We start from the raw sequence: 25,373 nt of genomic DNA on the forward strand, positions 1-25,373 counted from the left end.
AAGCAATCATGAAAACAATCTATAAAATCACCTTCGGTATATTATGTATATGCGGTCTGCTGCTGGGAGCCTGCACCGACTTTGAGGAACTGAATACAGACCCTTCCAAGTCGTCCTCTACCGACCCGAACCAGCAACTGTCTATGATTCAGTTGCAAACATGGGGACATTGGCAAATGTGCCAGCCCTATCCATTCTATCTGGCTGCTTTTGCACAATATATGCAGGGCGACTGGAACACCACCAACTATGGCGGACAGTATCGCAAAAATGATGCGGAAATGGGAAACACATGGAACCTGATGTACCCGGCACTCATCAAGAACATTGTCGACATTCTGGACAAAACCAAGGATAACGAACGGGAAGTCAACATTCACTCCGTTGCCCGCATTTATAAAGTATATCTTTTCTCCATACTGACGGATATGTACGGCGACTGCCCTTACTTCGAAGCGGGTAAAGGCTTTATCACCGGTAACGTAAAACCTGCCTACGACAAACAGGAACTGATATACAAGGATTTCCTGAAAGAACTCGGCGAAGCGGCAGATGCTCTCACCGCCAGTGGTGACAAAGTCACAGGAGATATTATCTTTCAAGGGAATATCGACAAATGGAAACGTTTTGCCAACTCCCTGCACCTGCGCTATGCAATGCGCATCGTAAACGCAGATCCGGAACTGGCAAAAGCAGAAGCCATCAAAGCTGTCGGTCAGGAAGCCGGCCTAATGCAATCGGCCGCTGACGATGCCCTGATTGCTTACACCGATATTCAGGACTGGGCATCCAACGAATTCCGCAGAAACGGACTCGCCCAACTATGGAGAGGTCGCGAAGCATATCCTACAGCTTATCTCTGCAGCACATTCTGGAAACAACTGGACGCTACTTCCGACCCGCGGCAGTTTGTATTCGGACGCTGCTATGACGAAAGTTCGGCAAACAATCCATTCGGACGTGTGGATCTGACGGAGGAAATGCAGAATACGGAAGCTGCCAAGTTTCAGCCTTGCAACCCGGGTTACTTCTGGTACAGCAACGGTACATGGCCGGAGGGCTATTGGAGCAAACTGACTAATAAATGGCAGGACAAAGCTACCCGTCCGCAGCTCAACAACATTTTCCTGAAAGGCGATATGCCCGGAGTGATTATGACATACGCGGAAGCGGAATTATTACTGGCGGAAGCAAAAGCCCGCTGGGCAGGAGACATCACAACAGGTGCCGACGCTTCCACTCATTATGAGAACGGAGTACGCGCCGCCATCCATTTCCTGGAGAAATTCGGCGCCAAAACTTTTGACGATCAGGTCATCGATACCTATTTACAGGCTAATTCACTACCTGCCAGCGGATTGGATGCACAGCTTACCGCTATCAACACCCAATTATGGATTCTGCACTTCAACAATATCCCCGAAGGATATGCCAACTGGAGAAGAACAGACATTCCGGTGTTGCTTCCTTCTCCCCACTACGGGGCAGTGACGATTGATTCGCAGACTACACCGCTGCGTCTCTGCTACCCGCTCTTTGAAAGTTCGTACAATCCGGAGGGTTATCAATCTGCCATCCAGGCTATGGGAGGCAAAGACGACTGGAATTCACCGGTATGGTGGGACAAATAAACCTAAGATAATCAACACTAAAAGAAAAAACGATTATGAAGAAAATAATATTTATATGCACGTTGCTGGTATCTCTGTTTGCCATGAGTGGTTGCAGCGACGATATAGACACTCCGGTACTGACCACTGACGAATATCCGCGCATATTAGGCCGCTGGCCGGACAAACAGGAGGATGGTACGTTGGGTAAATTCAGTATTCCATTGAATCAGGTGCTTTCCATCAATGTACAATACACTCCTGCCGAACTATGCGAGGGGACATGGTATCTGGATGGAAGGGAAATTCATAAAGGAGTAGGATTGACGTACATTCCTTCGACCATCGGCACTTTCCACCTCGAACTGATTGTAAAGACTCCGACTAAGGAAACCACCCGTGAAGCTATTATCCAAGTAACCGAAGCAACAGAGTAAACCATTAAAACAAGAATTGTATGAAAAAAAGACTTATAATCTATCTGGCCTGTCTGTTTGCATGCCTGATAGCCTCCTGTTCCGAAAAAGATGAAGTAATCAGCAACGGAGGAGAACCGCAAAGCTATGTTCCTTTTGACATCAACAAAGGGGTGAATATCAGTAACTGGCTGTCTCAGGTAGACGCCATCCCCGCCAACGGCTTCTCACAAGCCGAAGCGCAAAAGCTGGCCGGATATGGTTTCGACCACATCCGTCTGCCGATAGACGAAAAACTGTTCTTCACGGAAGACGGTCAGAAGATACCGGAAGCATTCACACTGTTGCACAATGCCATAGGATGGTGCCGGGATGCCGGAATGAAAGTGATTGTAGACCTGCACGTATTGCGCGATCATAACTTCAATACAACGGTCACTACATCGGGCGATCCGATTGAGAGTTTCTACGACACATTTGAAGATATGAAATGTGCGGGATGGTTTGCCAATGGCTCCGGCGTGACGGTGAACAACGTGGACAATCCCAGCAAAAGCGGTATAAACACCAGCAACAGGGTGTTCTCTGTGGTACGAAAATCAGGAGTGGATACTTGGTCGAACGCCAAGAAAAAAGATTTTACCATTATTCCTGTCGGGTCAGGCAAAATGCAGTTTAAGTACCTGCGTGCCAAAATATACAAAAGCACCAAAAGCACTATAACCGTCGTATTGAGTGACGAGAACAATATGAACGACGGTTACTACGGATATACCAATACTACGGCAAATGAATGGGAAGAAATCGCTGTAGATGTATCCAACTATAATAAAAACTGCGGTCGCGTGGCTCTTCGTCCGGAAGAAGGAGAAACAATGTATTTCGACGATGTATTCTTCTCCGACAGTAAAACAGGCGACAACAAGATATACCCTGAAAGTGGAACTACCACCGTTGTCCCCAAACTCTGGACAGACAAAGACGCCCAGTATAAATATCTCGACTTATGGAAAACACTGGCGGAAGAGTTGAACCAGTATCCCAATGATCTCGTTGCCTACGAGTTATTGAATGAACCGGTAGCCCCTTACGCCTCACAATGGAACTCTCTTTCCGCCCAACTGATTCGTGAACTCCGGCAAACGGAACCCGAACGTAAACTCATCATCGGCTCCAACCGTTGGCAGAGTGTCAACACTTTCAACGAACTGACTATTCCCAGCGGTGACCCGAATATCATCCTGAGTTTCCACTTCTACAACCCACATCCCCTCACGCACTACCAAGCCGAGTGGACGGAAGAAAAAGACCTGAATGTACCCATTCACTATCCGGGCGAACTGATAGAAGAGGCGGACTTCAACCAACTATCCGAAGCGATGCAAAAGCTGGTGACTCCTTATATGGGAACGTATGATAAAACCACGCTTGAGTCACTCGTATTGAAAGCGGAGATGAAAGCCAGCAGTCTCGGCGTGCAACTCTACTGCGGTGAATTCGGATGCTACAAAAAGACTCCGGCCGCCGACAGAATGGAATGGATACGGGACGTAGTATCTATCTTGAAGGATCGTCACATCTCCTACTCTTATTGGGAATATAAAGCAGGATTCGGTTTCTGCGATTCACAAGGAAATGTGATTGAACAGGAGGTACTGGATTTGTTAACTAAATAATAATCACTCAGATAACAATAATCATTCAAATTAAAAAAGAAATATGCGACAAACATTCATCGCTATGGGAATTTGTTGTGCTATCGGCATTTCCACATTAGCTTGCCAGGATAAAAGCAAAGATTACACCGATCCTACGCTGCCTGTGTCCGAACGTGTCTCCAGTCTGATGTCTCAAATGACATTGGAGGAAAAAGTTGCCCAAATGTGTCAATACGTGGGATTGGAACACATGAAGAAAGCAGAAAAAGATATGTCTGCCGAAGACTTGAAACACAGTCATTCGCAGGGCTTCTATCCCAATCTACATTCTTCCGATGTGGAAGAGATGACAAAAAAAGGAATGATCGGTTCGTTCCTGCACGTGGTAAAGGCCGAGGAAGCCAACTATCTGCAATCGCTGGCACAGCAAAGCCGCCTGAAAATTCCACTCCTGATTGGTATTGACGCCATTCATGGAAACGGCTTGTATTGTGGTTCGACCATTTACCCCACTCCTATCGGACAGGCAGCTACTTTCGACCCTGCACTGGTAGAACGGATGTCACGGGAGACTGCTATTGAAATGCGTGCCAGCGGTATGCACTGGACGTTTACTCCGAACGTGGAAGTGGCGCGTGACGCTCGCTGGGGACGTGTGGGCGAAACATTCGGCGAAGATCCCTATCTGGTAGGGCAGATGGGGGCGGCTACCGTACGCGGATTCCAGACAAAGGATTTCACGGGAAATGATAAAGTAATTGCTTGTGCAAAGCATCTCGTAGGTGGCAGTCAGCCAGCCAACGGAATCAACGGTGCTCCTGCCGAGTTATCGGAAAGAACGTTGCAGGAGGTATTCTTCCCGCCTTTCAAAGATTGTCTGGAAGCGGGTGTATTTACAGTGATGACGGCTCATAATGAGTTGAACGGGATTCCCTGTCACGGAAACAAATATCTGATGACGGAAGTATTACGCAATCAGTGGAAGTTTAACGGTTTTGTTGTCAGCGACTGGATGGATATTGAGCGCATGCACGACTATCACAACGTAGCTGAAACGCTGAAAGACGCTTACCGGATCAGTGTAGATGCCGGAATGGGAATGCACATGCATGGACCGGAATTCTACGAAGCTATCATTGAGTGTGTGAAAGAAGGGAGTATTCCTGAAAAGCAGATAGATGCTGCCGTTTCTAAGATTCTGGAAGTTAAATTCAGGTTAGGATTGTTCGAGAATCCGTTTATCGACCTGAAAAAGAAAGATAAAATTGTCTTTAATGAGAAACATCAACAAACTGCACTGGAAGGAGCGCGGAAGTCTATCGTCCTGTTGAAAAATGAAGGTAATATGCTGCCATTGGATGCTTCGAAATATAAGAAAGTGTTTGTTACCGGACATAATGCCAACAATCAGTCTATCTTAGGTGACTGGGCAATGGAACAACCGGAAGAACATGTTACTACCGTATTGAAAGGTCTGAAAGCTATCAGCCCCGAAACGAACTATAATTTCCTTGATCTCGGCTGGAACGTACGTTTGCTATCGGACAATCAAATAAAGGAAGCAGTGCAACAGGCACGCAACTCCGATCTGGCGATTCTAGTGGTAGGAGAAAACTCAATGCGTTACCATTGGAACGAGAAGACGTGCGGAGAGAACAGCGACCGTTATGAACTTTCTTTGCCGGGACGTCAACAGGAATTGGTGGAGGCTGTAGCTGCTACGGGGGTTCCGACAGTCGTTATCCTTGTCAACGGCCGTCCGCTGACTACCGAATGGATAGATGAAAATATGCCGTGTATCATCGAAGCATGGGAGCCGGGAGTAGCCGGGGGGCAGGCTTTGGCGGAAATTCTTTACGGAAAAGTGAACCCAAGCGGTAAACTGCCGATTACGATTCCAAGAAGCACCGGACAGATTCAATGTATGTACAATCATAAATTTACCAACCATTGGTTTCCGTATGCAACAGGAAATTCATTACCTTTGTACGAGTTCGGTTACGGTTTGAGTTATACGACGTATAAATATGAGAACCTCAAACTGTCTGAAGCAACGACCACTCCTGACAAAAGCGTGAAAGTAACTGTAGATGTCACGAATACCGGAAAAATGGATGGTGAAGAAACGGTTCAGCTCTATATCCGCGACGAATACAGTTCTGCTACCCGCCCTGTAAAGGAGTTGAAGGACTTTGCCCGCATACCTTTGAAAGCAGGAGAAACGAAAGAGGTTTCATTTACTCTCACTCCCGAAATGCTGTCTTACTATGACGCTAATATGCACTATGGAGTGGAAAAAGGAACTTTCAAGATTATGGTGGGAGCTTCTTCAAGAGATACCGATCTGCAAAGCATTATACTTACAGTGAAATAAAATAGATATGAAGAAATTACTATGTCTCGCCCTGTTATTGTCTGCCGGAAGTGTTTATACCGGCAGCGTTTCGGCAAGCAACCAACCTGCCGGTAAGAAATCCGGCAACAACTCAAAGGATATATACAAAAAGACCTGGATTGACTTCAACAAGAACGGTGTAAAGGATGTATATGAAGATCCTTCCGCGCCTATCGAAGCCCGTATTGCGGATTTGCTTTCGCAAATGACACTGGAGGAGAAGACCTGTCAGATGGCTACTCTCTACGGTTCGGGACGGGTACTGAAAGATGCATGGCCTACCGACGGATGGTCGACAGAAATCTGGAAAGACGGTATCGGAAATATCGATGAGCAGGCCAACGGGCTGGGTAAGTTCGGTTCTGAAATCTCCTATCCGTATGCTAACAGTGTGAAGAATCGCCACACCGTTCAGCGCTGGTTTGTGGAACAGACACGACTGGGTATTCCGGTCGATTTTACCAATGAGGGAATACGCGGATTGTGCCACGACCGGGCTACCATGTTTCCCGCTCAATGCGGGCAAGGTGCCACGTGGAACAAAAAACTAATCCGGGAAATTGCGAAAGTCACTGCTGATGAGGCGAAAGCACTCGGATATACCAATATTTATGCTCCGATTCTGGACATCGCACAAGATCCTCGCTGGGGACGTGTAGTTGAAAGTTACGGAGAAGATCCTTATCTGGTAGGCGAATTGGGTAAGCAAATGATTCTTGGTCTGCAAAGTGAAGGAATCGTTGCCACTCCGAAGCATTTTGCCGTTTATAGTATTCCGGTCGGTGGACGCGATGGAGGTACACGTACCGATCCGCACGTGGCTCCGCGTGAGATGAAAACTCTGTATCTGGAACCATTCCGTAAAGGTATTCAGGAGGCGGGTGCATTGGGCGTCATGAGTTCTTACAATGACTATGACGGGGAGCCTGTTTCCGGAAGTTATCATTTCCTCACGGAAATTCTGCGTCAGCAATGGGGATTTAAGGGATATGTAGTTTCGGATAGTGAAGCGGTGGAGTTTCTGCACACCAAGCATCGCATCACTCCGACTGAAGAAGAAATGGCTGCACAAGTGGTAAATGCCGGATTGAATATCCGCACGAACTTCACTCCGCCACAGGATTTTATTCTTCCATTGCGCCGTGCTATTAGTGAGGGCAAAGTCTCTCTGCATACGCTCGATCAACGTGTTGGTGAGATTCTCCGTGTCAAGTTTATGATGGGGCTTTTTGATAATCCGTATCCCGGTGATGACCGTCGCCCGGAAGTGGTAGTGCATAATGCCGCCCATCAGGATGTATCTATGAGAGCAGCTTTAGAGTCTATAGTGCTTTTGAAGAATGAAAAAGAGATGTTGCCTTTATCGAAAGAGCTCCACAAAATAGCAGTCATCGGTCCAAATGCGAAAGAAGTAAAAGAACTGACTTGTAGATACGGTCCCGCCAATGCATCTATAAAGACTGTCTATCAGGGAATCAAAGAATATCTGCCCAATACAGAAGTTCGCTATGCAAAAGGTTGTGATATTATTGATAAGTATTTCCCGGAAAGTGAACTATACAATGTTCCATTAGACACACAGGAGCAAGCGATGATTAATGAAGCCGTAGAGTTAGCAAAGGCTTCGGATGTCGCTATCCTTGTATTAGGTGGAAATGAGAAGACGGTTCGGGAAGAATTCTCACGTACCAACCTCGATCTCTGCGGGCGCCAACAGCAACTATTGGAAGCTGTTTATGCCACAGGAAAACCTGTCGTTCTAGTAATGGTAGACGGAAGAGCAGCTACTATCAATTGGGCAAACAAATATGTTCCTGCCATCATTCATGCATGGTTCCCCGGCGAATTCATGGGAGATGCTATTGCCAAGGTTCTTTTCGGAGACTATAACCCGGGCGGACGTCTGGCAGTTACTTTCCCGAAATCTGTGGGACAGATACCTTTCGCTTTCCCATTCAAACCGGGTTCGGATTCTAAAGGAAAAGTCCGTGTTTCCGGTGTGCTTTATCCTTTCGGATATGGTTTAAGCTATACGACTTTCGGATATTCAGACTTGAAAATCTCCAAACCGGTTATCGGGGCACAAGAGAATATCACTCTTTCATGCACTGTAAAGAATACAGGAAAGAAAGCTGGGGATGAAGTGGTCCAGCTTTATATCCGTGATGATTTTAGTAGCGTAACAACCTACGATAAAGTATTACGTGGTTTCGAACGTATTCATTTACAACCGGGAGAAGAACAAACGGTTAGCTTTACACTTACTCCTCAAGACTTGGGGTTATGGGATAAGAATAATCAGTTTACAGTAGAGCCGGGAAGTTTCTCGGTGATGGTGGGGACTTCTTCGGAGGATATTCGGTTGAAAGGAAGTTTCGAGGTTCTATAAAGAATCCAGAATAATATTTATATAAAAAATGTGAGGTAACCTGAATCTTTGGAAGTTACCTCACATTTTCATTTGACCAATTATACCTTACAAAGGATATTCCTCAAAAGCATACAAAATGGTAGACAGATAACGTTCTCCAGTATCAGGCAATAACGCAACGATCATCTTTCCCGCATTTTCCGGCCGCTTCGCCAGTTCCGTAGCGGCATATACAGCTGCTCCTGAAGATATACCTACCAATAAACCTTCCTGTTTGGCTAATTCACGACTCGTACGAATGGCATCGTCATTCTGCACCTGAATAATTTCATCTACGACAGAAGCTTTGTACGTTTTAGGAATAAATCCTGCACCGATTCCCTGAATCTTATGAGGACCAGGTTTCCCTCCCGACAGTACAGGAGAATCAGATGGTTCCACTGCCACTATCTTTATACTCGGATCACGCATCTTCAATGCCTCACCTACACCGCTAACTGTCCCGCCAGTACCTACACCGGCTACAAAGATATCGACTTTCCCCTCGGTATCTCTCCATATTTCCAGACCGGTAGTTCGTAAATGCATGGCGGGGTTAGCAGGATTCTCAAATTGTTGTAAGATGGCAGCTCCCGGAGTTACACCTTTTAAATCTTCCGCTTTGGCAATTGCCCCTTTCATACCATCCGTACCAGGAGTCAGCACTAATTCTGCTCCTAAGGCTTTCAGAAGATTACGTCGCTCAATGCTCATTGTATCAGGCATCGTCAGAATCAGTTTATAGCCTTTCGCTGCTGAAACAAAAGCCAATCCCACACCGGTATTGCCGCTAGTCGGTTCAATGATCGTTGCTCCGGGTTGTAAGACACCTTTCGTTTCGGCATCCTCAATCATAGCCAATGCGATACGGTCCTTAACACTTCCCGCAGGATTAAAAGATTCAATCTTTACAATCAGACGGGCTTTCAAATCATTGTTTTTATTATAGTTACTAAGTTCCAATAACGGAGTATTACCTACTAGATCCGTCAATTTCTTTGCAATCTTTTCCATATATATATGTTTTTAAATTTTCTTGTTTCAAGATATGACAAAGATAGTGCAGATTCTGTTCAGGGGAAATACCATAGATGTGGTAATTTCATACCACATCTGTCTGACTTTCGATCTAGATACTACAATAGGAAGTCAGCCCTCATAGGACTAAATGTATCAATCAGTACACCTGCTTCCAGACAAACGCATCCATGAGGCTGATCAGGTTCTACATAATAACCGTCGCCCGTGGAGAGAATTTCTTTCCGGTCACCAATGGTCAGTTCAAACTTGCCGCTTGCGACATAAGTAGCCTGGCTATGATAATGTTGATGTACAGTCCCAACGGCACCTTCCTCAAACTCCACCTTCACCATCATCAATTGCCCGTCATATCCCATCATCTGACGGCGGATTCCCGGAGCTGGTTTCTTCCAATCCAATTCTTTCTCAAACTGAAAAGTATCACTACGTGTTTTCATCTTCCAATCTCTTATTATTTATAACTATATTATTTAAACCTCTTCACATAATCTACAATCAGATAGCAAGCCGGACCGAGCACCTGACCATGATCGAATCCTTGCATCTCATACAACGTCACTTTCTTATTACCTATACTTTTCAGGACAGCTTCCAACAGCGCATTTTCTTCATATCTTGCCGCCATCTCCAGATGCTTGTCCCCCGTTATCAGTACAAGAGGGGCTGTTTCCTTGCGGGCCTTATTTACCGGAGCATATTCATCAACCACCGGAATACCGTTAGGCAAACCACGTTCCTTACGAATAGTGAAATGTGTCACCGTCTGACCACTAACCGGAAGATAAGCAGCCACACTATCAGCATCTACTCCGTATGTTGCCATATATTTTTTATCCATCGCCAGAATCAATGAAAGATAACCTCCCGCAGAATGGCCGGAAACAAAAATGCGATCCTTACGTCCACCGTACTTCTCGATGTTCTTGAAAACCCATGCTACAGCTTCAGCTGCATCCTCAATATAAGCAGGATTCTTCGCCTTCGGACTTAAACGATAGTTTACTGCCACCACTGCAAACCCTTGTTCTGTCAATTCTTTGGGAATAAATTTACTTCCACCTTCCATACCCCCACCGTGGAACCATACGATAGTCGAAAAATCCCTCTTATTTTCGGGATAATAAATATCAAGTTTACAACGTTCCAGACGATAAGCGTCCATTTCAGAGTCAGGGACATAAGATATATCTTTATCGGTACAATAAGAGTTCTGTGCTTGAACTATGCATGCAGAAAACAAAAAGAGAAGAAAGCAAATCTTTTTCATAATTTTATTCATTTTCAATGATTCAGTATTACATTAACTATCAACCTAAACAGTTCATTCTTTTTTCAGACAGGAACAAAGATAAGACCTTATTCCAAGAACATAAGCAAAAAAGACTAAGAAAAGAACTCTTACTATTGATTGGGTAAAGTTCCAACTTGGACAAACGCTATTCAATTTACCACTTCAAAATAATAAAAGATCACTTATTGATATTGTTTTTAACAATAACTTTGGCATTAATAATATCCCGCTTATCAATGTACAATTCAGGTTTCTCACCTGCGCTTTCCACCAAAGCTTCAATGGTGATACATTCATCCGGCAACCATTGTTTAAAATATAGGGTGTTATCTTTCAACTCGGCTATACTATTGTCTGTAGCGGATATTTGAATAATCTGTTTTATATTTCTCGTATACAAAGGAAGTCCATGCCCTTTAGTCACCAAAGATGACTGGATTCCCTCACCCACAATATTCTGATTTCCTGTATTTTTTAGCATATAGCATATTCTCCAAAGATTTTCAATGGGCGTCATATCTTCATACTTCACAAAAACTGCAAGGCCCGGAACATTCGGTCTTTGTGTCAATAACGTATTTTCCATACAGTAAATTGTCACTCTGGTTTTTCTTCTTGACATGTGTGCAAAAAAAACAGTAAATAGTGCGCTGATAATAGCACAGATTATAGAATTTATAGTTCCCATGGTATATCTATTTTCTATTTGTTAGCCTGATTAACTGCTGTGTACAATACTCTAACTGTTCATTGACAAACTCCAGTCTCTTCTCTAATTTTTCAATTCTTTGCAAAGTTGCTTCTACATCAACTTCCACTCTTTCAATCTTCTCCTCCACATATTTGACAGTCTGCCAATCATACTTATTGTTTCGAACCTCCTCCTGTGTAGCAATATAAGCCGGGCAACTATTTTCCTGCCAAACCTGTTCACCACTAAGAAACCCCTTATAAGTGTTTAAAAGCTGTTCGACCATTGTATCCGAAAGTTTATAAATACCTTTATTCGAAATATATCCTTTACGCGCATCCATAAACAAAGTCTGCGTCGTCTTCCTGTCTTTTCTGAAAACAAGAATAGCCGTAGAAATAGCCGCACCATAAAACAGATTTTGCGGTAACTCAATAACCGTTTCAAGCAAATTATGCTCAATAATCTGATGCCGTATCTTACTTTCACTAGTACGAAACAAAACCCCCGCCGGAACCACGACAACAGCCCGCCCATTAGGTTTCAAACTTGCCAGAATGTGACTAATATATGCCCATGTAGCCTGACTTCTAGGAGGAATACCATATTGAAAGCGTCCATAACGATCAAACTCTGCTTCCTCTGTTGCCCACTTATCTGCAAATGGTGGTATAGAAGCAACAATATCAAACCGCTTTAACCCGCCGTCATCCGTCAGTTTAGGATTACTAAGGCTATCTCCCCAAAAAAAAGTGGAATCTTTGAATCCATTCAACATCAGATTCATTTTTGTCAATGCATATTGATTCCAGTTTGCCTCTTGCCCGAAAATATTAGCTCCTCTGATTCCAACCCTTTTACCAACTTCAACTAGCAGAGTACCACTGCCGGATACCGGATCGCACAAACTATTATTATCTTTATTATCGCCTATCAATTCCGCCACCAAACCAATAACCTCTTTAGGAGTAAGGACATTATTTATCTTCTTACCCGCCTCTTCGGCAAAAATGTACAATAACAGATTATATAAGGCACCGATATCTATTAACTTGCCAGCATCATCTGTTAATGTCAGTTTCTGAAAAAAATGAAGAAGTTCACGCAATTTACTCAATCTCTCATTCGTATCTCCCAATATATTACTTTCGAAGTTGATAGCTCTATTAATTTCATAACCTTCAATTACACGGCTGTTCGCTTGCTCTAATTCATAAAGAGCAACATTTATCAACTTGCCAAGCTCCGGCGAGCCAAGTTCTTTGTAAAGATAGTCAAAAGAGCTACGTTCAGACACTAACAACCGAAGGAAAGGTTTATTCTCATCTGACTGAAAAGAGTCATTTGATTTGTAGTACTCACTTGCAGATTTCAGAAATAGCAAAGCCAGTACATAATCCTTATACTGGTTGACAGAAAGCGTTCCACCTAAGATTTGTTTCGCCTTACCCGCTATATAATATGCAATTTCTATCATAACATATTTCATTTTAAAGAATCCATCAACAACTGTTCCTGCAAACTCCGTTTTAGTTCATTGATTTCACTGTAAATACTTTCCCCCTCTCTTCTCAATTGATCCATCTGTACAATAAGCTGTTGTGTCTGCATAGAAGGTATGCCGATCTGAAGATCACTTAGTACCGATTGAGGAATTACCTGAATTCCTGTACCTACCGATGATTTTTTTAATTTATTAAGAACAGATGGGGTATTGAGAAAACAGCAAAGAAATTCTGGTAATATATCTTTTGATATAATACGTATAATAATGAATGACGAAGAAGCTACCATTTTTTCCACTACCCCATCATACAAAAAACAATAATTAGAGGCTCCTTTAGCCGCAAACAATAAATCATTTTTCCGTAACCTGTATTGGTCACCAATCCCCCTATCCACCACTGTAGTGATCCGACTGTAATCAGGTTTACTCCCCGGATTAATATCCTTAACCTGCAAATACTTTATATCACCTGCCGGATCGCTTTTCATATATATGCCAGATTGCATCATGGCAATATCACTTATTCTCTTTATATCCTTTGATGTTATATCCATACAATACAGTCCCTACTTAAATAAGCTATTCTAAAAAAGTTAAAGAATAAAATTCAGTTATCAATTCAATTACACTGCAAATATATCACTCTTTTTGATATATCAATGCAATATAAGGAAAATAAAAACACAAAAAATGAAAATTACTTTTATAACCTCTTCTTATTAGAAGCAATATCAAGTAGAATCCCTACTAAATAAGAATAAGTAAATATCAACTGAAAAGATATAGTTACATCTTATCCGTTAATACCTGATAAGTCTGATTATTCCAGGAGGTAGTAACAGTAACTTTCTTATTATCTACCCATCCCCACAGCTTAACACTACTATTTTGCTGGAGTATCATGTGATCTCCCATCATAGCAGGTTATTTAACCTTTCCCTGTATAAAAGATGAAAAACAGAAGCATAAAATCAAAATACTTAGAAGCTTTTTCATATTGTTCATATAAAGTTTAGCCCAGGTCTACACTAAAATTGTAATCCTGGGCCAAGATTCGTTCATATCCGTTAATTCATTACCAAACTCATATCGTCAAGGAACGGCTGTTGATGTCCATTTCTTCTCCAAACAATATATAACGTGAGTTCGAAATAAAATCAAAAAATAGCAAGTTGTCCGTCATTGACAAAATTTACGTCAATGGCGGGCTTCTTTTCAAAAAAACAGTATGCCACGATAGCCGACAAGGAGTTGGCTATAAAGTTATTGAATGAACGATATCTGGAGTGTTCTATCTGCGCAATGTTCTTCAATTCGTCATTGACTGTTTCGATCAAGGCTCTTTTTCTGAGCAAAATCTTGTCGGCAATACTCATCAGTGAATTCTTCATATTGTTTTTAACTTTAGTAACAAGCTGTATGCCATTAAGAAAAAGGTTCTCAAACAGAGCCTGACCAATATATTCTTTGTCTGCGCATAGTTTTCCTTTGATGTTCTCCAGAAACTCACCTTGCTAACGGTTCCCGGTCATCCACGTTTCCAGGCGTGAACATGAAATTGAGGATCTCTCCTTTGTCATTGATTATCAGATGCAACTTGAATCCGAAGAACCATCCCATTGAACATCTTCCACGCTCGGCAAGCCCTTCAAATGTCTTATTATACCTTAATCATATATTTTTCCTGTTGAAATGTAAATTCCTTGCAAAAATCATCGGCCATACAATAAATCTCTGTAACTTTAGACTCTGGAAACATAGCGGTAATCGTTTAAATGTTATAATTCAGCGCTATAAATTTAATACTTTTATCGCTATGTTTCTAATTATAAGTGAAATATATTTATTCTTATATCGAACTCACGTTAAATATCTATCCCCCCCAAAAAATAAAGTTCTCCTATCCCCAAATATACCCGAAGATATATTTCAGACAGGAGAACCACCATAATAGACAAAACAATAGTCTGTCCCTTTCTTATATTGTTCTTAAAATCCCTCTCTAAAGTTTTTTGATAGAGAAATCAGCAAAACGGATTTCCTCGTCACGCAACCGATCTTGCCAACTCCGGTTCTCACCCAAATAACGGTAGATACCCCATTTGGGACGAAGTCCGGTACAATCCGTACGCCACATATCCATTTTTTCAGGACCTAGTTTTAAAAGAACTTTTCCATCTTTGATACGTGTGATGATCACTTCATAAGAACCGTTCTCACCGAAACAGGCTTTTTCTTCTACCTCTACCCAGTTGCCTAGAAAATCGGCAAGGTCTGTACTAATAAGGGTAGAAGTGCTTCCACCACGTTTATCATAACGTACCCGCAATTGTTGTCCCCCTTTGCTGTTAGAATAGGCAGTCAGAGTGATAAGAGGAGAACTGACATCTGCTGTACCCGACGAGTTATCAATACCTTTCAACTGGTGAAGATGAGAAAATTTAGTCGTCGTTTGAAACCCTACCGGCAGACAGAATTTCCAACGAAATACCATAGCCTCTCCCTTTTGTCCGACAAGACTTTTCGGAGATTTGTTATCCGTCTTTATCTCATTGCGCTGACGGTCAGTAATATTTGTAAGCCCACGATCATCATCGATCGTAGCATGAATGAAAAAAGCAAATACATACTTATTCAACTGATTATCATAAACCTGCTGAATATGCTGAAAATGAGCGGTCTTATGTTCACGTGAAGAATCAGGCGCTTCATGGTTATATCCCGAACGTTTAATCAAGTCATATGTTTTTATACTATTGCCGTCAGCAATCAATGTACCATCCACCTGCTGTTCAGGTTTCGGTTGTTCTTTCTCGTCTATCACTTCCGATGAACTGTTGGAGCAGGCGATAAAAGCAAAAAGGGCTAAAAATAAGATTCCTTCTCTCATTTGGACTTATTTAACATGGTCAGTCAGGAAATCTACCGATTTGAAGAAAATCTCTTCCATTTTATCAGAAGTCTTTGAACTGACATTATGGTCATAATATTCATATCTCAACAGTTCACAGACTCCCCCTCTTTTCTTTAAAGCCGATGCAAACATCCCGCTCTGCTCACATTCTACCGTAACATCACATGTACCACATACCAACATGGAAGCAGGTACATTCTTTTTTGGAATCAGGTTGACAGGAGATACTTCCCGAAGTACTTTAGGATCCCTGCCACAGAAATATCCAATACGCTGAGGGTCTTTCGTCTTTTGAATGATAGCCGCCTTTTCCAAATCATAAATACCGGAATAACCAACGAAGGCCTTCGTTCCGGGTACAGTCATTGCAGCTACCGCAGCCAAATGAGCACCGGCGGAAGTTCCCAGAAAGCCAAAGCATTCAGGGTTGATATTCAGCTCTGCAGCATGTTCCCGTATATATTTCACAGCATCCCAAACATCTTGGATAGAAACTTTCACGGTTGCATCAGATTGCGGAGCCAATGTATAAGATACACGTACACCAGTGATCCCCTTTTGTTTTGCTAAATATTGGGATAAAGACCTAGACGAACCGTTATTGCCCCGTGCCCATCCACCACCGTGGAGATAAACTACAAAAGGAGCAGGGTTATCAGTTTCTGCAAAATCAACTGCCAGTATCAGCTCATAATCTTTATACTTTTTGTAAACAATGTCTTTTGTAATTACTCCTTTATAATCCTTGCTTTTCAAGCGGTTTGCCTGGTAAGTATAAGGAGTCATTACATCAGGAATTGTATTCACATCAATAAATTTCGCATATTTCTTTGCATATAGCAACGAATAAGAGCCATCTTCGTTCTGCTTCATCTTCATACCATAACGATTGGAAAACTGTTGTGGTTGAGTTTCCTGCGCAAGACAAAGAAACGGCAGCATACACAAATAAAAAAACAATTTCAATTTCATGTTATCACTTAATATCAGGTGAGGATAAATTATGTCTTCTAACTCTATTTCTTCTTCAAAATCAGATACGGTATCGTTTCCACATCAGATGTACTGTATTTCAACCCAATACGCTTTGCCGTATCAATATACTTTTGATTGCCCAATGCTGTTCCTGCTTCATAAAGAAGAATAGCTGCACGAGACTGGTCGAAAGGTTTAATTTGTTTGAATTTCCAACTTTCGGGATTCAGATAGTAGGGATATAGATAATCCACTGCCTGTGAAGCCACTTTTCCATTGGGAGCAGGCGTACTCCATAAATTAATACCAATTTGACTGGTGATTTGATTAGCTTCCATCAAAGCTTCCAAAGCGAAAGTTGAATAATGTAAAGAAAGGGTACGTTTCAACTCTTGGGGTAATGAGCCATCATCAGCAATCTGTGTACCCATCTTGGGAAGAATACTTTGTTCAGCCACCTCACGAATACGGTCGGTACGGTCTAAGTAGGCTAATACCATCAGATGAATAGCTTCGTACCACAAGCCATGATTATTGGCTGCATGAGATTCTCTTTGCCCTTGCGTACTGTTCTCCATCCAATAACAAAAAGCGGTGGCCCAGTCATCAAGCTTCTTCTTATCTGAGAGTGTCCAACTTTTAGAGCCCTCTATCAATCGGGCAACCCCCAATGCACGGCTAAAACGACGAGAGTCGATAAAGCCTGAACCTCGCATATTTTTCATACCCGGCACGGATTGTGCATAAGTCATATTGGGATTCATACCCAGTTTCGGGTCTGTGAACCATGTCTTTAAATGAACAGCACATGCTTTGGCGTAGACTTCTTTTCCTGTTATATAATAGAGCACTCCCAAACAGTAAGCGGCATCACCGAAGCGATTGGCATTCTCACGTTCAGGATACTCATAAACTTCGGGATTACGTTCCCCATCTTTTCGGATATAGGGAAGTCCATCCGTTTTTGTAGAGTCAGGCCACCAATAGGGAGATAAGGTCATATAATCCCGTGGATCTTTGCTAGGAGGCAATTTCTTTTTGGCGGTCACCGATAAAGGAGTCATCTTTATATATTTCTCCGCTACCTTTTCCTGAAATTCGATGTACCGGACAACATCCTTGTCGCCTTTCTGATAGTCATTCTTTAGCTGTTCAAGTAATGTCGCATTAAACGGCCCCAACGGAGCAGCATTCAGTATTCCCCAACAGAGGCATACAGCCCATATGACAAAGATTCGTCTCATAACTATTATCTTTAAAGTAGGTAAGTAGTCGGGCAGTTAATTGCCACCCGACTGCCATTAATTTTTGAATCAGTCATTCTTCTTTAAGAGAAGAAACAACCACCGTTAATATCAATGTTCGTACCTGTCAGGTAAGAAGACTCGGAACAAGCAAGGAAGCAAATCAAGTCTGCAACTTCTTCAGCAGTTCCTTCACGACGCAATGCGTAAGAAGCTTTCATACGTTCGCGATTCTCCGGTGTATTGAAACGATCGTGGAAAGAAGTAGCAATCGTACCCGGGCAAACCGCATTACAACGGATACCTTGTGGACCAAGTTCCTTTGCCATAGAACGAGTAAATGTCATCACCGCCCCCTTTGCTGTTGCATACATGGAAGCTCCGTTACCTCCACCATCGCGTGCAGCCAATGAAGAAAAGTTAATGATGGAACCACCTGCCGGCATCATTGGAACTACTTCACGAGTACAGAGGAATACGGAACGCATATTGACATCCATCAGGAAATCATACCAAGCTTCATCTTGCTCAGTAATCTTTTTACGGCCTACAATTCCACCTACGACATTTACCAATATATCTACCTTGTCACCAAAAGCCTTATTACACTCTGCGAAAAGATTCTTTACCGCTACAGCTTTTGTCATATCACCCTGGACTGCGATAGCTTCACCACCAACATTCTTAATCAACGCCAGTGTTTCCTGTGCATCGGCTTCATTGTCAAAATAATTCAAACAAACTTTAGCACCTTCTGCTGCCAATTTCACTGATATTGCGCGACCAAGATCGCGTGCACCACCTGTCACGATAGCGACTTTACCTTCTAATTTCATAATCGTCTTGTTTTTAAAATACGTTTATTTTTCTATTTGTTTAATCTCTCCTACTGTTAGGAAAATGGAGCACAACGACAGCGGCACCAAAGCTCCTAACAAGCTGAATAATAATATCCAATTCGTAATATAACTGGCAAAAAGTATTGCCAGAATAGTTCCTAATACTGCCGAAGCACCCCCTAGTCCCGCCAAAGAGCCCACAGACTTACCACTATGTAAATCGCTCGGTATAGTCTGTAAATTTGTCATGAAGAACTGAAAACCTCCTAATACCAAAGCCATAAAGATGATAGCAACAGGAGCCGTAGTAGACATGATTGCCGCCAAAATAGACGGAATTATGATAAACCCGCCAAGCAACATAGCCGCTTTACGGGCATAATTCACTGTATGTCCCCGGTTTATCAACCAACCGGAATACCAACCACCGGCAATACTTCCCAATGCTGCACCCACATAAGGTACCCAAGCAGAAAATGCCACTTCTTTAATATTCAGATGAAATACATCTGCCAAATAAAGCGGTAAGAACGTCACAAACATCCACCAAATTGGGTCAAGGAAGAATCGTCCCAGAATAACAGACCAGTTCTTTTTCACCCGAAGCAGTTCTCCCCAACTCTTTCCTTTTTCTTCGGTTTTCAACTCCTTTTCAGGCTGACCACTCAAGATATAAGTCCGTTCTTCCTCCGTAATCCAAGGATGCTTCTTCGGTCCTTCTTTATTGATAATCAGCCAAGGGACCAACCAAATCAGCCCTAATCCACCGACTACAACAAATGTCAGCTTCCATCCAAAGGCAATGAACAGCATCAGGATAATAATCGGTGCCAGAATAGAACCTATGGAAGCTGCCGCTCCAAACAATCCCTGTGCAAAAGCACGTTCTTTCTGTGGGAACCATTCAGCATTACTTTTTGTCGTACCAGGCCACGGACCTGCTTCACCCAATCCGAGCATCATCCGGAAAAAAGTCAGCGAGAAAATCCCCCTGGAAAGAGAAGCCAAGGCATCTGCCGTACCCCATATCAACACACTCCAGAAAAAGCCTTTCCGGCATCCAATCTTATCGTACAGTTTCCCGGAAACAAGCTGGCTGATACCGTATGCTATCATAAAGAAAATAGTAATCAGACCGAGAATATCTTTCGCTTGTTGTGAAGCGTCGGGATCATTACGATCTATTAAGCCGAGATCGATAGCGATACCTTCGCGATTGGTCACAAACGTAACTCCATTTTTCTCCTTCATCTGTACGTTGGCTACACTGACCGAGTCACGATTTCCGTTTGCAGCCGTCAAGATATATTGCTCTCCTGCCAAAACAGCATGATTGCCTTTATCTGCCAATGCATCCGTTTGAGAAACCAAGCGATAATCAATATTAGCCACCCACATATAGTTGAGCGTGCCTCTATCCAGGTAATTGATAATGGTTATCAACATGATTAATCCGATAACCATCCATCGGAGTCCTTTCACTTTCATACACTCAGAGATTTAAAAAGTCTGCACGCACAGGACTGAATGTATCAATCAAAATACCAGCTTCGAGGCAAACACATCCATGTAACTCATCAGGAGCTACATAATAACCATCTCCCGCAGAAAGAATTTCTTTCTTGTCACCGATAGTTAGTTCAAACTTACCGCTTACTACGTAAGTCGCCTGACTGTGATAATGCTCGTGCATACTTCCTATCGCACCTTGATCAAATTTTACTTTGACCATCATCAGTTGCCCGTCATAGGCCATTATCTGACGATTAACACCCGGAGCAGGATTTTCCCACTTCAAATCTTTCTCAAACTGAAAAGTTTCACTACATGTTTTCATACTTTTGTCTATTAATGGTTTGTTTATCTTATAAATACTCCGCAACGACCATTCCATGTATAATCAAGTCCATCGATGGTCAGATTGTGTTTTTTCTCTTTACTATTATCCGTATTGCTAAGACAAAGCAGTACAAAATGCCCACCTTTATATATGGCTTTTACAACTGTATAGGAAGCCGTATCCATCAGTACTTTCACTTCTTCGCAAGAAGAAACCAGATTGTTGGAAGTTTCCATCACCACATCATAATCTCCATGCGTTTCGATAGAAGTAGCGAATGTGTGGTTCTTACGTGCTTTTTCCCTTATCAGAAAAGCTGTTTCATTCCTCAGATTAAAGTCTGGATCATTGGCTCCCAAACGGAGCATTTTTATTTCGGTCTGCGGAGTTGTCGCTGTACTGACAGTATAAAAACGGTTCTTATTAACAAAGGTAAAACAAGATGTATTCTTACTCTCATTCTGTCCCCAGGCTTCCAGCCAAAGATGTTGATAACCGTTCTTCGTTCCAAGAATTCTTAATTCATTACCGGCTTTAGTATAAGGGAAATTCAGAGAGACGAAGTGCCCGTTATACCATAAAGGATAGTCGTATTGATGTTCTCTGTCCGCATTTGCTTGCAGTACATCCAAAATTAAGGGAAATTGCAGGAAAGGAGTAGTCACGTAAGCCAATGTACGCTTCATCTCCACGCCAGGATAAGCATTAGCATCTTTTGCTACCACTACCTGAAAATGTCCTCCGTTGAAATCATGATAAATAATGTCCGAATGATAACGGGAAGATACTTTTATATCTCCGCCAAAGTTGGATGTTTCATCAACCACTAAGGTGTTGTGTGCGATTGTCTGCTTAGCAAACGATTGGTTTTCACGCGTATAATGTCCTTTGTACTTGGCCTCAATATTCAGAAAACGGGAGGCACCGTAATCAGTAAGAATCTCGTTTCCATTATCGTAATAAGCCATTGTCAGTTTATCAAAATGTCCATGGCTCAAACCGTGTGAAGTAGCCTTCAGCGTCAAAGCACTATTTAAGCCAGAAGCTGTAGAACGAATTACACCTATACCACCCTCATCTCCTTTGCGCCCGTCACGAAATAGACTGCTACGGTAAACAATCGGGGCTGCTTCTCCACGGGCTATATCACGAGCTACCTTGAAACCGCCGATAATAGGAAGATAAGTATGCTGATACTTATCAGCAACGGATAACAGTGATTTATCCGAAGGATTCATATTATACAATATATCTACCGCATATACCAGTTCCTGTGCGGAAAGTCCTTTCAGTAGTGCATCATTGATATGGAAGAATTCTCCCTCATAGGAAAGCTGTATCAATGTGGAAAGTGCTTTTGAAAGAATATTGTCCCGATAGTCGAAAATTTTCAGTTCCGGTAATTTGTGATCAATACATTGAGCAAAGATAACGAAAGGCCAAATGGCATAACGTTGATAATAAGCGCCCTCTGTGAAGTAACCGTCGGGAGAGAACAGATAATCCATTTGGCGGATAAAGCCACCACGCTTACCTGTTTCATCAGAGCCATAAAGCGCCTTCTTTACATAATCTTCACGATTCATGGCAAAGCCGATCATACCGACAGCAGCCGTAGCCCATGTCGCATGGTTATGCATCTTATTAAAGGTCTTTTTATTGGCATGGTTATCTCCCATTCCATCCATAATGAAGTCTGCCATCGGAACAAATAAATTCTCCTCGATAGTGGCACGCTGTTTGGATGAAAGTGTATTATAAATACAATCGTAAGCCACTGCTGTATGTACTAACCATACGCTTTCATTCAAAGTCTGCCAAAACAAACGTCCCGGAACAGGAGAAAGCTGTAAAGGATGAAAGCCCAAAGTGGGATATAACTTCGCATAGGCTTGCAGCATATTGGCCACATAGGTAGCATATTTCTTATCACCGGTCAGTTGATAGGCAACTCCGCAATGAAACATAGCATAATAATTGGACTTATGCTGTTCGTGTACCGCACCACCGCCACCATCTATCGGAACCGGAACGGATATAGAAGAGTTTACTGCCGCATCAGCTGCACTCAATACCTCCGAGAGCGATTTGTCGAACTCGGGCAGCATCCCCTTTCCTGCCCTAATTTCGCTCACTTCCTCCTGCGTGAAAAGAAGAGACGGATGTTGGGCAAATGAAAGAAGACACCCTCCTAAAACCATAAATATGCAAATAATAAGTTTTCTCATCTTACATCATTTTCTATTTCAATAATAGTATCGTATGACAACTGTTCTACTTCTTTTTCAAGCCGATAGAGAGTTTTTCCAGTTCGCTACCCTCAACCGGAGTATAATCGTATGCTTCGGCATTGATATATGCGGGACGGAAATTGTACATCTTCCCTTGTATAGCCTGAGCAGTGGTAGTTACCATTCTACCGGAGTTCCACAAATTACAGTTCGCAATGCGTACCTTTTCCCAAGTGGCCTCATCCAAACGGATCGTTGCTCCGCCACGTCCGCTATTATCAAAATTGCAGTTCTCTACTGTCAGTACTTGCGGGCCAATCAGGCGCATGACACTTCCACGTTCTTTGTTGCAACAGTCTACAAAGGTACAATGTCTGACAGTAATATAAGGACCTGCCGTACTTTCATCGCTTCCGCCACGATAAATATTAATAGGTAAACCCAACAGACGGTAGAAGGAGCAATTTTCAATCAACATATCATCGGCATTATAGCGGCCTATATCATCTTTCTCTGCTGCATAGTTGATAGCATCTCCCGACAAATCACGGAAAAGACAGTTGCGGATGGTAACGCTTTTGGCAAAAGTAGCCTTTGTTCCTTTGACTGCAAAGAATCCGCCTTCTCCAAAGTTTTGAAACTCGCAACCGTCTACTGTCAATGTATAAGGCTGAATCATATCAAAAGCTGTAGATATTCCCGCTTTAGCCAATGCTTTTCCCGGTTCTAATACGCCATCGAAAGCAATATTTTCAATTTTCAGTTCTCCACCATCAGCTATTGTCACCATATTATCCGGTTTGTCTCCATTAAAACGAATGAGCGGTTTATTACCCGGATCAGCGGCACGAATTGTCAACGGCTTATCGATGAGTATAGAACGTTGAATAGGATACGTACCTTTTGACAGAATAATGATACTGCCCGGTTCTAACGAATGAACGATTTCGGACAGATTCGTACCCGGAGATACATTGCATTCTTTATGAGCATTAGTTGTGGACTGTGCCACCTGATTTGTAAACCACGAAGCACCTTTATCCTTACGTATCACAGTATTATCAGGCAACTGAGGAACTTTCACTTTTTCCGTAATGAATCCCGGCGCCGAATAGTTCTTACTCAGTTGTACCTTATTACCTTTAAACTGGATACCCGATACATCGTCAACAGCTATATAAGGCTGAGCCAATTTCTTATTGATAATAATATTGTCTGTAAAAGCAACCTTTTCCGGTGCAAGGGTACGTTCCATATCTTTGCCTGTACCAAATTCTATATTTGTGCAATCAACAAATGTATTGCGGAACATTTCGACATCAACAACCTGACAATATCTGTTTGGCAACGAATTGGGTACTGCATCCATAACTCCTAAAGCCGAGAAAAAACGGGTACCCGCCAAACCGACTAACAGATTATCATAAATCCGATGTCCGGCATTAACTACACGGATACCGCCTGTATTACGACGTCCGTTGCCGATAAACAGATTGTTATTCACCGTATTACGATCGCCATGGCGCAAAGCAACTACTCCTTCACATTCCAACAAAGTATTGTTTCGGATGATGTTATCACTGGATTTGATAGAAATTACTTCCACTTCTCCGGAACAACGTTCGAACAGATTATTTTCAATGATTGTGTTTGAGGAGCTATAAGCCTGCTGAGAGGTTCCCACACGCATTGTTTCAGCTCCATTCGAACCATATACCGGCCTTTCTCCAAAGTAGTTGTGATCAATCAAATGATAATTCTCCAAGCAACGTTTGTCGTTGAGGATGACAATTAATGTCACCCCCAAATTTAATTTTCCTGTCAATGAACAATGATCTACTCTATTATGACGACCATAAAGCAATATATAGCTATAAGCCTGATCCCGACGGGATGGATTAAATTTATCTATCACACAATTCGTCAGACGACAGTGATTAGCCAACTCCTGTCCATTACGAAACTCTATTACAGAACCTTTAGGAGCATATCCATCTGTGAAATATAATCCGTCGACAGATATCCATTCTCCCGCTATTCGTAGAGTAGACCCACCTTCTATCTTTACCTTTCCCGGATTCAAAGCTTTTATGGAAATAGGAGACTTTTCAGTCCCTTTACCCATCCACTTCAACTGCATATCTTTATACTGACCATCTTTAATATAAATTTGATCACCCGGCTGTGCAGTTTTTAAGCAGGAAGCTACTTCAGGAAGTGTTACATCATATCTTTTCGCAAAAGAGAGTAACGGTAACCCAATGAGCAGGGAAGCTATAATCGCTTTATGTATATCTCGTATCATCATTTT

General features: G+C 42.5%; 19 protein-coding genes and 2 pseudogenes. 5 read left to right on the forward strand and 16 right to left on the reverse strand.

The genetic code is table 11. The features are described from left to right. The first annotated feature begins 8 nt into the window (after positions 1 to 8). Genes H8S63_RS05550 through H8S63_RS05570 form a run of 5 tightly spaced genes read left to right on the forward strand, consistent with a single transcriptional unit; the run spans position 9 to position 8,468 of the window. Positions 9 to 1,631, forward strand: a complete 1,623-nt coding sequence (locus tag H8S63_RS05550) for a SusD/RagB family nutrient-binding outer membrane lipoprotein (RefSeq protein ID WP_186925973.1) — start codon at positions 9 to 11, stop codon at positions 1,629 to 1,631. A gap of 35 nt (positions 1,632 to 1,666) precedes the next feature. Beyond that, the gene (locus tag H8S63_RS05555) at positions 1,667 to 2,047 is read left to right on the forward strand and encodes a hypothetical protein (protein ID WP_007757599.1); all 381 of its coding nucleotides are present in this window, start codon (positions 1,667 to 1,669) and stop codon (positions 2,045 to 2,047) included. Between the two features lie 20 nt (positions 2,048 to 2,067). Further along, complete coding sequence (locus H8S63_RS05560) at positions 2,068 to 3,702, forward strand: cellulase family glycosylhydrolase (protein WP_186925975.1); 1,635 nt, start codon at positions 2,068 to 2,070, stop codon at positions 3,700 to 3,702. Between the two features lie 43 nt (positions 3,703 to 3,745). Further along, the gene (locus H8S63_RS05565; protein WP_186925977.1) at positions 3,746 to 6,058 is read left to right on the forward strand and encodes a glycoside hydrolase family 3 N-terminal domain-containing protein; all 2,313 of its coding nucleotides are present in this window, start codon (positions 3,746 to 3,748) and stop codon (positions 6,056 to 6,058) included. Between the two features lie 7 nt (positions 6,059 to 6,065). Continuing rightward, a complete protein-coding gene (locus H8S63_RS05570) occupies positions 6,066 to 8,468 on the forward strand; it encodes a glycoside hydrolase family 3 N-terminal domain-containing protein (RefSeq protein WP_186925979.1) in 2,403 nt (800 codons plus the stop codon). 87 nt (positions 8,469 to 8,555) lie between these two features. On the opposite strand, the gene cysK is transcribed toward H8S63_RS05570, so the two are convergent. The 16 genes and pseudogenes from cysK to H8S63_RS05650 all read right to left on the reverse strand — a co-directional run bounded on the left by cysK (position 8,556) and on the right by H8S63_RS05650 (position 25,370). After that, positions 8,556 to 9,503: a cysteine synthase A gene (gene cysK, locus H8S63_RS05575; RefSeq protein WP_186925981.1), complete on the reverse strand. Its 948-nt coding sequence runs from the start codon at positions 9,501 to 9,503 to the stop codon at positions 8,556 to 8,558. Positions 9,504 to 9,625: 122 nt separating this feature from the next. Continuing rightward, positions 9,626 to 9,967 (reverse strand): cupin domain-containing protein, encoded by a 342-nt coding sequence (locus tag H8S63_RS05580; protein WP_186925983.1) that lies wholly within the window; start codon positions 9,965 to 9,967, stop codon positions 9,626 to 9,628. A gap of 29 nt (positions 9,968 to 9,996) precedes the next feature. Continuing rightward, positions 9,997 to 10,797 (reverse strand): alpha/beta hydrolase, encoded by an 801-nt coding sequence (locus H8S63_RS05585; protein ID WP_032839953.1) that lies wholly within the window; start codon positions 10,795 to 10,797, stop codon positions 9,997 to 9,999. A 202-nt stretch (positions 10,798 to 10,999) separates the two neighbouring features. Then, complete coding sequence (locus tag H8S63_RS05590) at positions 11,000 to 11,509, reverse strand: hypothetical protein (protein WP_229102212.1); 510 nt, start codon at positions 11,507 to 11,509, stop codon at positions 11,000 to 11,002. Positions 11,510 to 11,516: 7 nt separating this feature from the next. Further along, positions 11,517 to 12,989 carry an N-6 DNA methylase gene (locus H8S63_RS05595; protein WP_186925984.1) on the reverse strand — a complete coding sequence of 491 codons (1,473 nt, stop codon included), beginning with the start codon at positions 12,987 to 12,989 and terminating at the stop codon, positions 11,517 to 11,519. 8 nt (positions 12,990 to 12,997) lie between these two features. Beyond that, the gene (locus H8S63_RS05600; protein WP_082436470.1) at positions 12,998 to 13,573 is read right to left on the reverse strand and encodes a restriction endonuclease subunit S; all 576 of its coding nucleotides are present in this window, start codon (positions 13,571 to 13,573) and stop codon (positions 12,998 to 13,000) included. A gap of 238 nt (positions 13,574 to 13,811) precedes the next feature. Then, positions 13,812 to 14,015 (reverse strand): annotated as a pseudogene (locus tag H8S63_RS05605) (sialate O-acetylesterase); the annotation flags it as partial. 161 nt (positions 14,016 to 14,176) lie between these two features. Beyond that, positions 14,177 to 14,778, reverse strand: a pseudogene (locus H8S63_RS05610) (IS982 family transposase). A gap of 243 nt (positions 14,779 to 15,021) precedes the next feature. Then, positions 15,022 to 15,909 carry a hypothetical protein gene (locus tag H8S63_RS05615; protein ID WP_186925985.1) on the reverse strand — a complete coding sequence of 296 codons (888 nt, stop codon included), beginning with the start codon at positions 15,907 to 15,909 and terminating at the stop codon, positions 15,022 to 15,024. 6 nt (positions 15,910 to 15,915) lie between these two features. Further along, the gene (locus H8S63_RS05620) at positions 15,916 to 16,905 is read right to left on the reverse strand and encodes an alpha/beta hydrolase (protein ID WP_186925986.1); all 990 of its coding nucleotides are present in this window, start codon (positions 16,903 to 16,905) and stop codon (positions 15,916 to 15,918) included. Positions 16,906 to 16,949: 44 nt separating this feature from the next. Continuing rightward, positions 16,950 to 18,152: an alginate lyase family protein gene (locus tag H8S63_RS05625; RefSeq protein ID WP_186925987.1), complete on the reverse strand. Its 1,203-nt coding sequence runs from the start codon at positions 18,150 to 18,152 to the stop codon at positions 16,950 to 16,952. An 83-nt stretch (positions 18,153 to 18,235) separates the two neighbouring features. Then, entirely contained in the window at positions 18,236 to 18,988 is a 753-nt protein-coding gene (locus tag H8S63_RS05630) for an SDR family NAD(P)-dependent oxidoreductase (protein WP_186925988.1), read from the reverse strand. A 24-nt stretch (positions 18,989 to 19,012) separates the two neighbouring features. Then, complete coding sequence (locus H8S63_RS05635) at positions 19,013 to 20,479, reverse strand: MFS transporter (protein WP_186925989.1); 1,467 nt, start codon at positions 20,477 to 20,479, stop codon at positions 19,013 to 19,015. Between the two features lie 4 nt (positions 20,480 to 20,483). Next, positions 20,484 to 20,828 carry a cupin domain-containing protein gene (locus H8S63_RS05640; protein ID WP_022274948.1) on the reverse strand — a complete coding sequence of 115 codons (345 nt, stop codon included), beginning with the start codon at positions 20,826 to 20,828 and terminating at the stop codon, positions 20,484 to 20,486. A gap of 23 nt (positions 20,829 to 20,851) precedes the next feature. Continuing rightward, on the reverse strand, positions 20,852 to 23,059 hold the full coding sequence (locus H8S63_RS05645) for a heparinase II/III family protein (RefSeq protein ID WP_186925991.1): 2,208 nt from the start codon (positions 23,057 to 23,059) through the stop codon (positions 20,852 to 20,854). Positions 23,060 to 23,105: 46 nt separating this feature from the next. Then, entirely contained in the window at positions 23,106 to 25,370 is a 2,265-nt protein-coding gene (locus H8S63_RS05650; RefSeq protein ID WP_186925993.1) for a chondroitinase-B domain-containing protein, read from the reverse strand. Positions 25,371 to 25,373 lie beyond the last annotated feature (3 nt).

Origin of the sequence: Bacteroides sp. NSJ-39, from assembly GCF_014287315.1 — a bacterium.
Taxonomy (GTDB): domain Bacteria; phylum Bacteroidota; class Bacteroidia; order Bacteroidales; family Bacteroidaceae; genus Bacteroides; species Bacteroides finegoldii.

Excerpts from the sequence above, each read along its gene's own strand:
- H8S63_RS05595 (WP_186925984.1), bottom strand. The coding sequence starts at position 12,989 with ATGATAGAAATTGCATATTATATAGCGGGTAAGGCGAAACAAATCTTA.
- H8S63_RS05590 (WP_229102212.1), bottom strand. The coding sequence starts at position 11,509 with ATGGGAACTATAAATTCTATAATCTGTGCTATTATCAGCGCACTATTT.
- H8S63_RS05615 (WP_186925985.1), bottom strand. The coding sequence starts at position 15,909 with ATGAGAGAAGGAATCTTATTTTTAGCCCTTTTTGCTTTTATCGCCTGC.
- H8S63_RS05555 (WP_007757599.1), top strand. The coding sequence starts at position 1,667 with ATGAAGAAAATAATATTTATATGCACGTTGCTGGTATCTCTGTTTGCC.
- H8S63_RS05560 (WP_186925975.1), top strand. The coding sequence starts at position 2,068 with ATGAAAAAAAGACTTATAATCTATCTGGCCTGTCTGTTTGCATGCCTG.
- H8S63_RS05620 (WP_186925986.1), bottom strand. The coding sequence starts at position 16,905 with ATGAAATTGAAATTGTTTTTTTATTTGTGTATGCTGCCGTTTCTTTGT.
- H8S63_RS05550 (WP_186925973.1), top strand. The coding sequence starts at position 9 with ATGAAAACAATCTATAAAATCACCTTCGGTATATTATGTATATGCGGT.
- H8S63_RS05645 (WP_186925991.1), bottom strand. The coding sequence starts at position 23,059 with ATGAGAAAACTTATTATTTGCATATTTATGGTTTTAGGAGGGTGTCTT.
- H8S63_RS05625 (WP_186925987.1), bottom strand. The coding sequence starts at position 18,152 with ATGAGACGAATCTTTGTCATATGGGCTGTATGCCTCTGTTGGGGAATA.
- H8S63_RS05635 (WP_186925989.1), bottom strand. The coding sequence starts at position 20,479 with ATGAAAGTGAAAGGACTCCGATGGATGGTTATCGGATTAATCATGTTG.
- H8S63_RS05650 (WP_186925993.1), bottom strand. The coding sequence starts at position 25,370 with ATGATGATACGAGATATACATAAAGCGATTATAGCTTCCCTGCTCATT.
- H8S63_RS05585 (WP_032839953.1), bottom strand. The coding sequence starts at position 10,797 with ATGAAAAAGATTTGCTTTCTTCTCTTTTTGTTTTCTGCATGCATAGTT.
- H8S63_RS05600 (WP_082436470.1), bottom strand. The coding sequence starts at position 13,573 with ATGGATATAACATCAAAGGATATAAAGAGAATAAGTGATATTGCCATG.
- H8S63_RS05580 (WP_186925983.1), bottom strand. The coding sequence starts at position 9,967 with ATGAAAACACGTAGTGATACTTTTCAGTTTGAGAAAGAATTGGATTGG.
- cysK (WP_186925981.1), bottom strand. The coding sequence starts at position 9,503 with ATGGAAAAGATTGCAAAGAAATTGACGGATCTAGTAGGTAATACTCCG.
- H8S63_RS05570 (WP_186925979.1), top strand. The coding sequence starts at position 6,066 with ATGAAGAAATTACTATGTCTCGCCCTGTTATTGTCTGCCGGAAGTGTT.
- H8S63_RS05630 (WP_186925988.1), bottom strand. The coding sequence starts at position 18,988 with ATGAAATTAGAAGGTAAAGTCGCTATCGTGACAGGTGGTGCACGCGAT.
- H8S63_RS05640 (WP_022274948.1), bottom strand. The coding sequence starts at position 20,828 with ATGAAAACATGTAGTGAAACTTTTCAGTTTGAGAAAGATTTGAAGTGG.
- H8S63_RS05565 (WP_186925977.1), top strand. The coding sequence starts at position 3,746 with ATGCGACAAACATTCATCGCTATGGGAATTTGTTGTGCTATCGGCATT.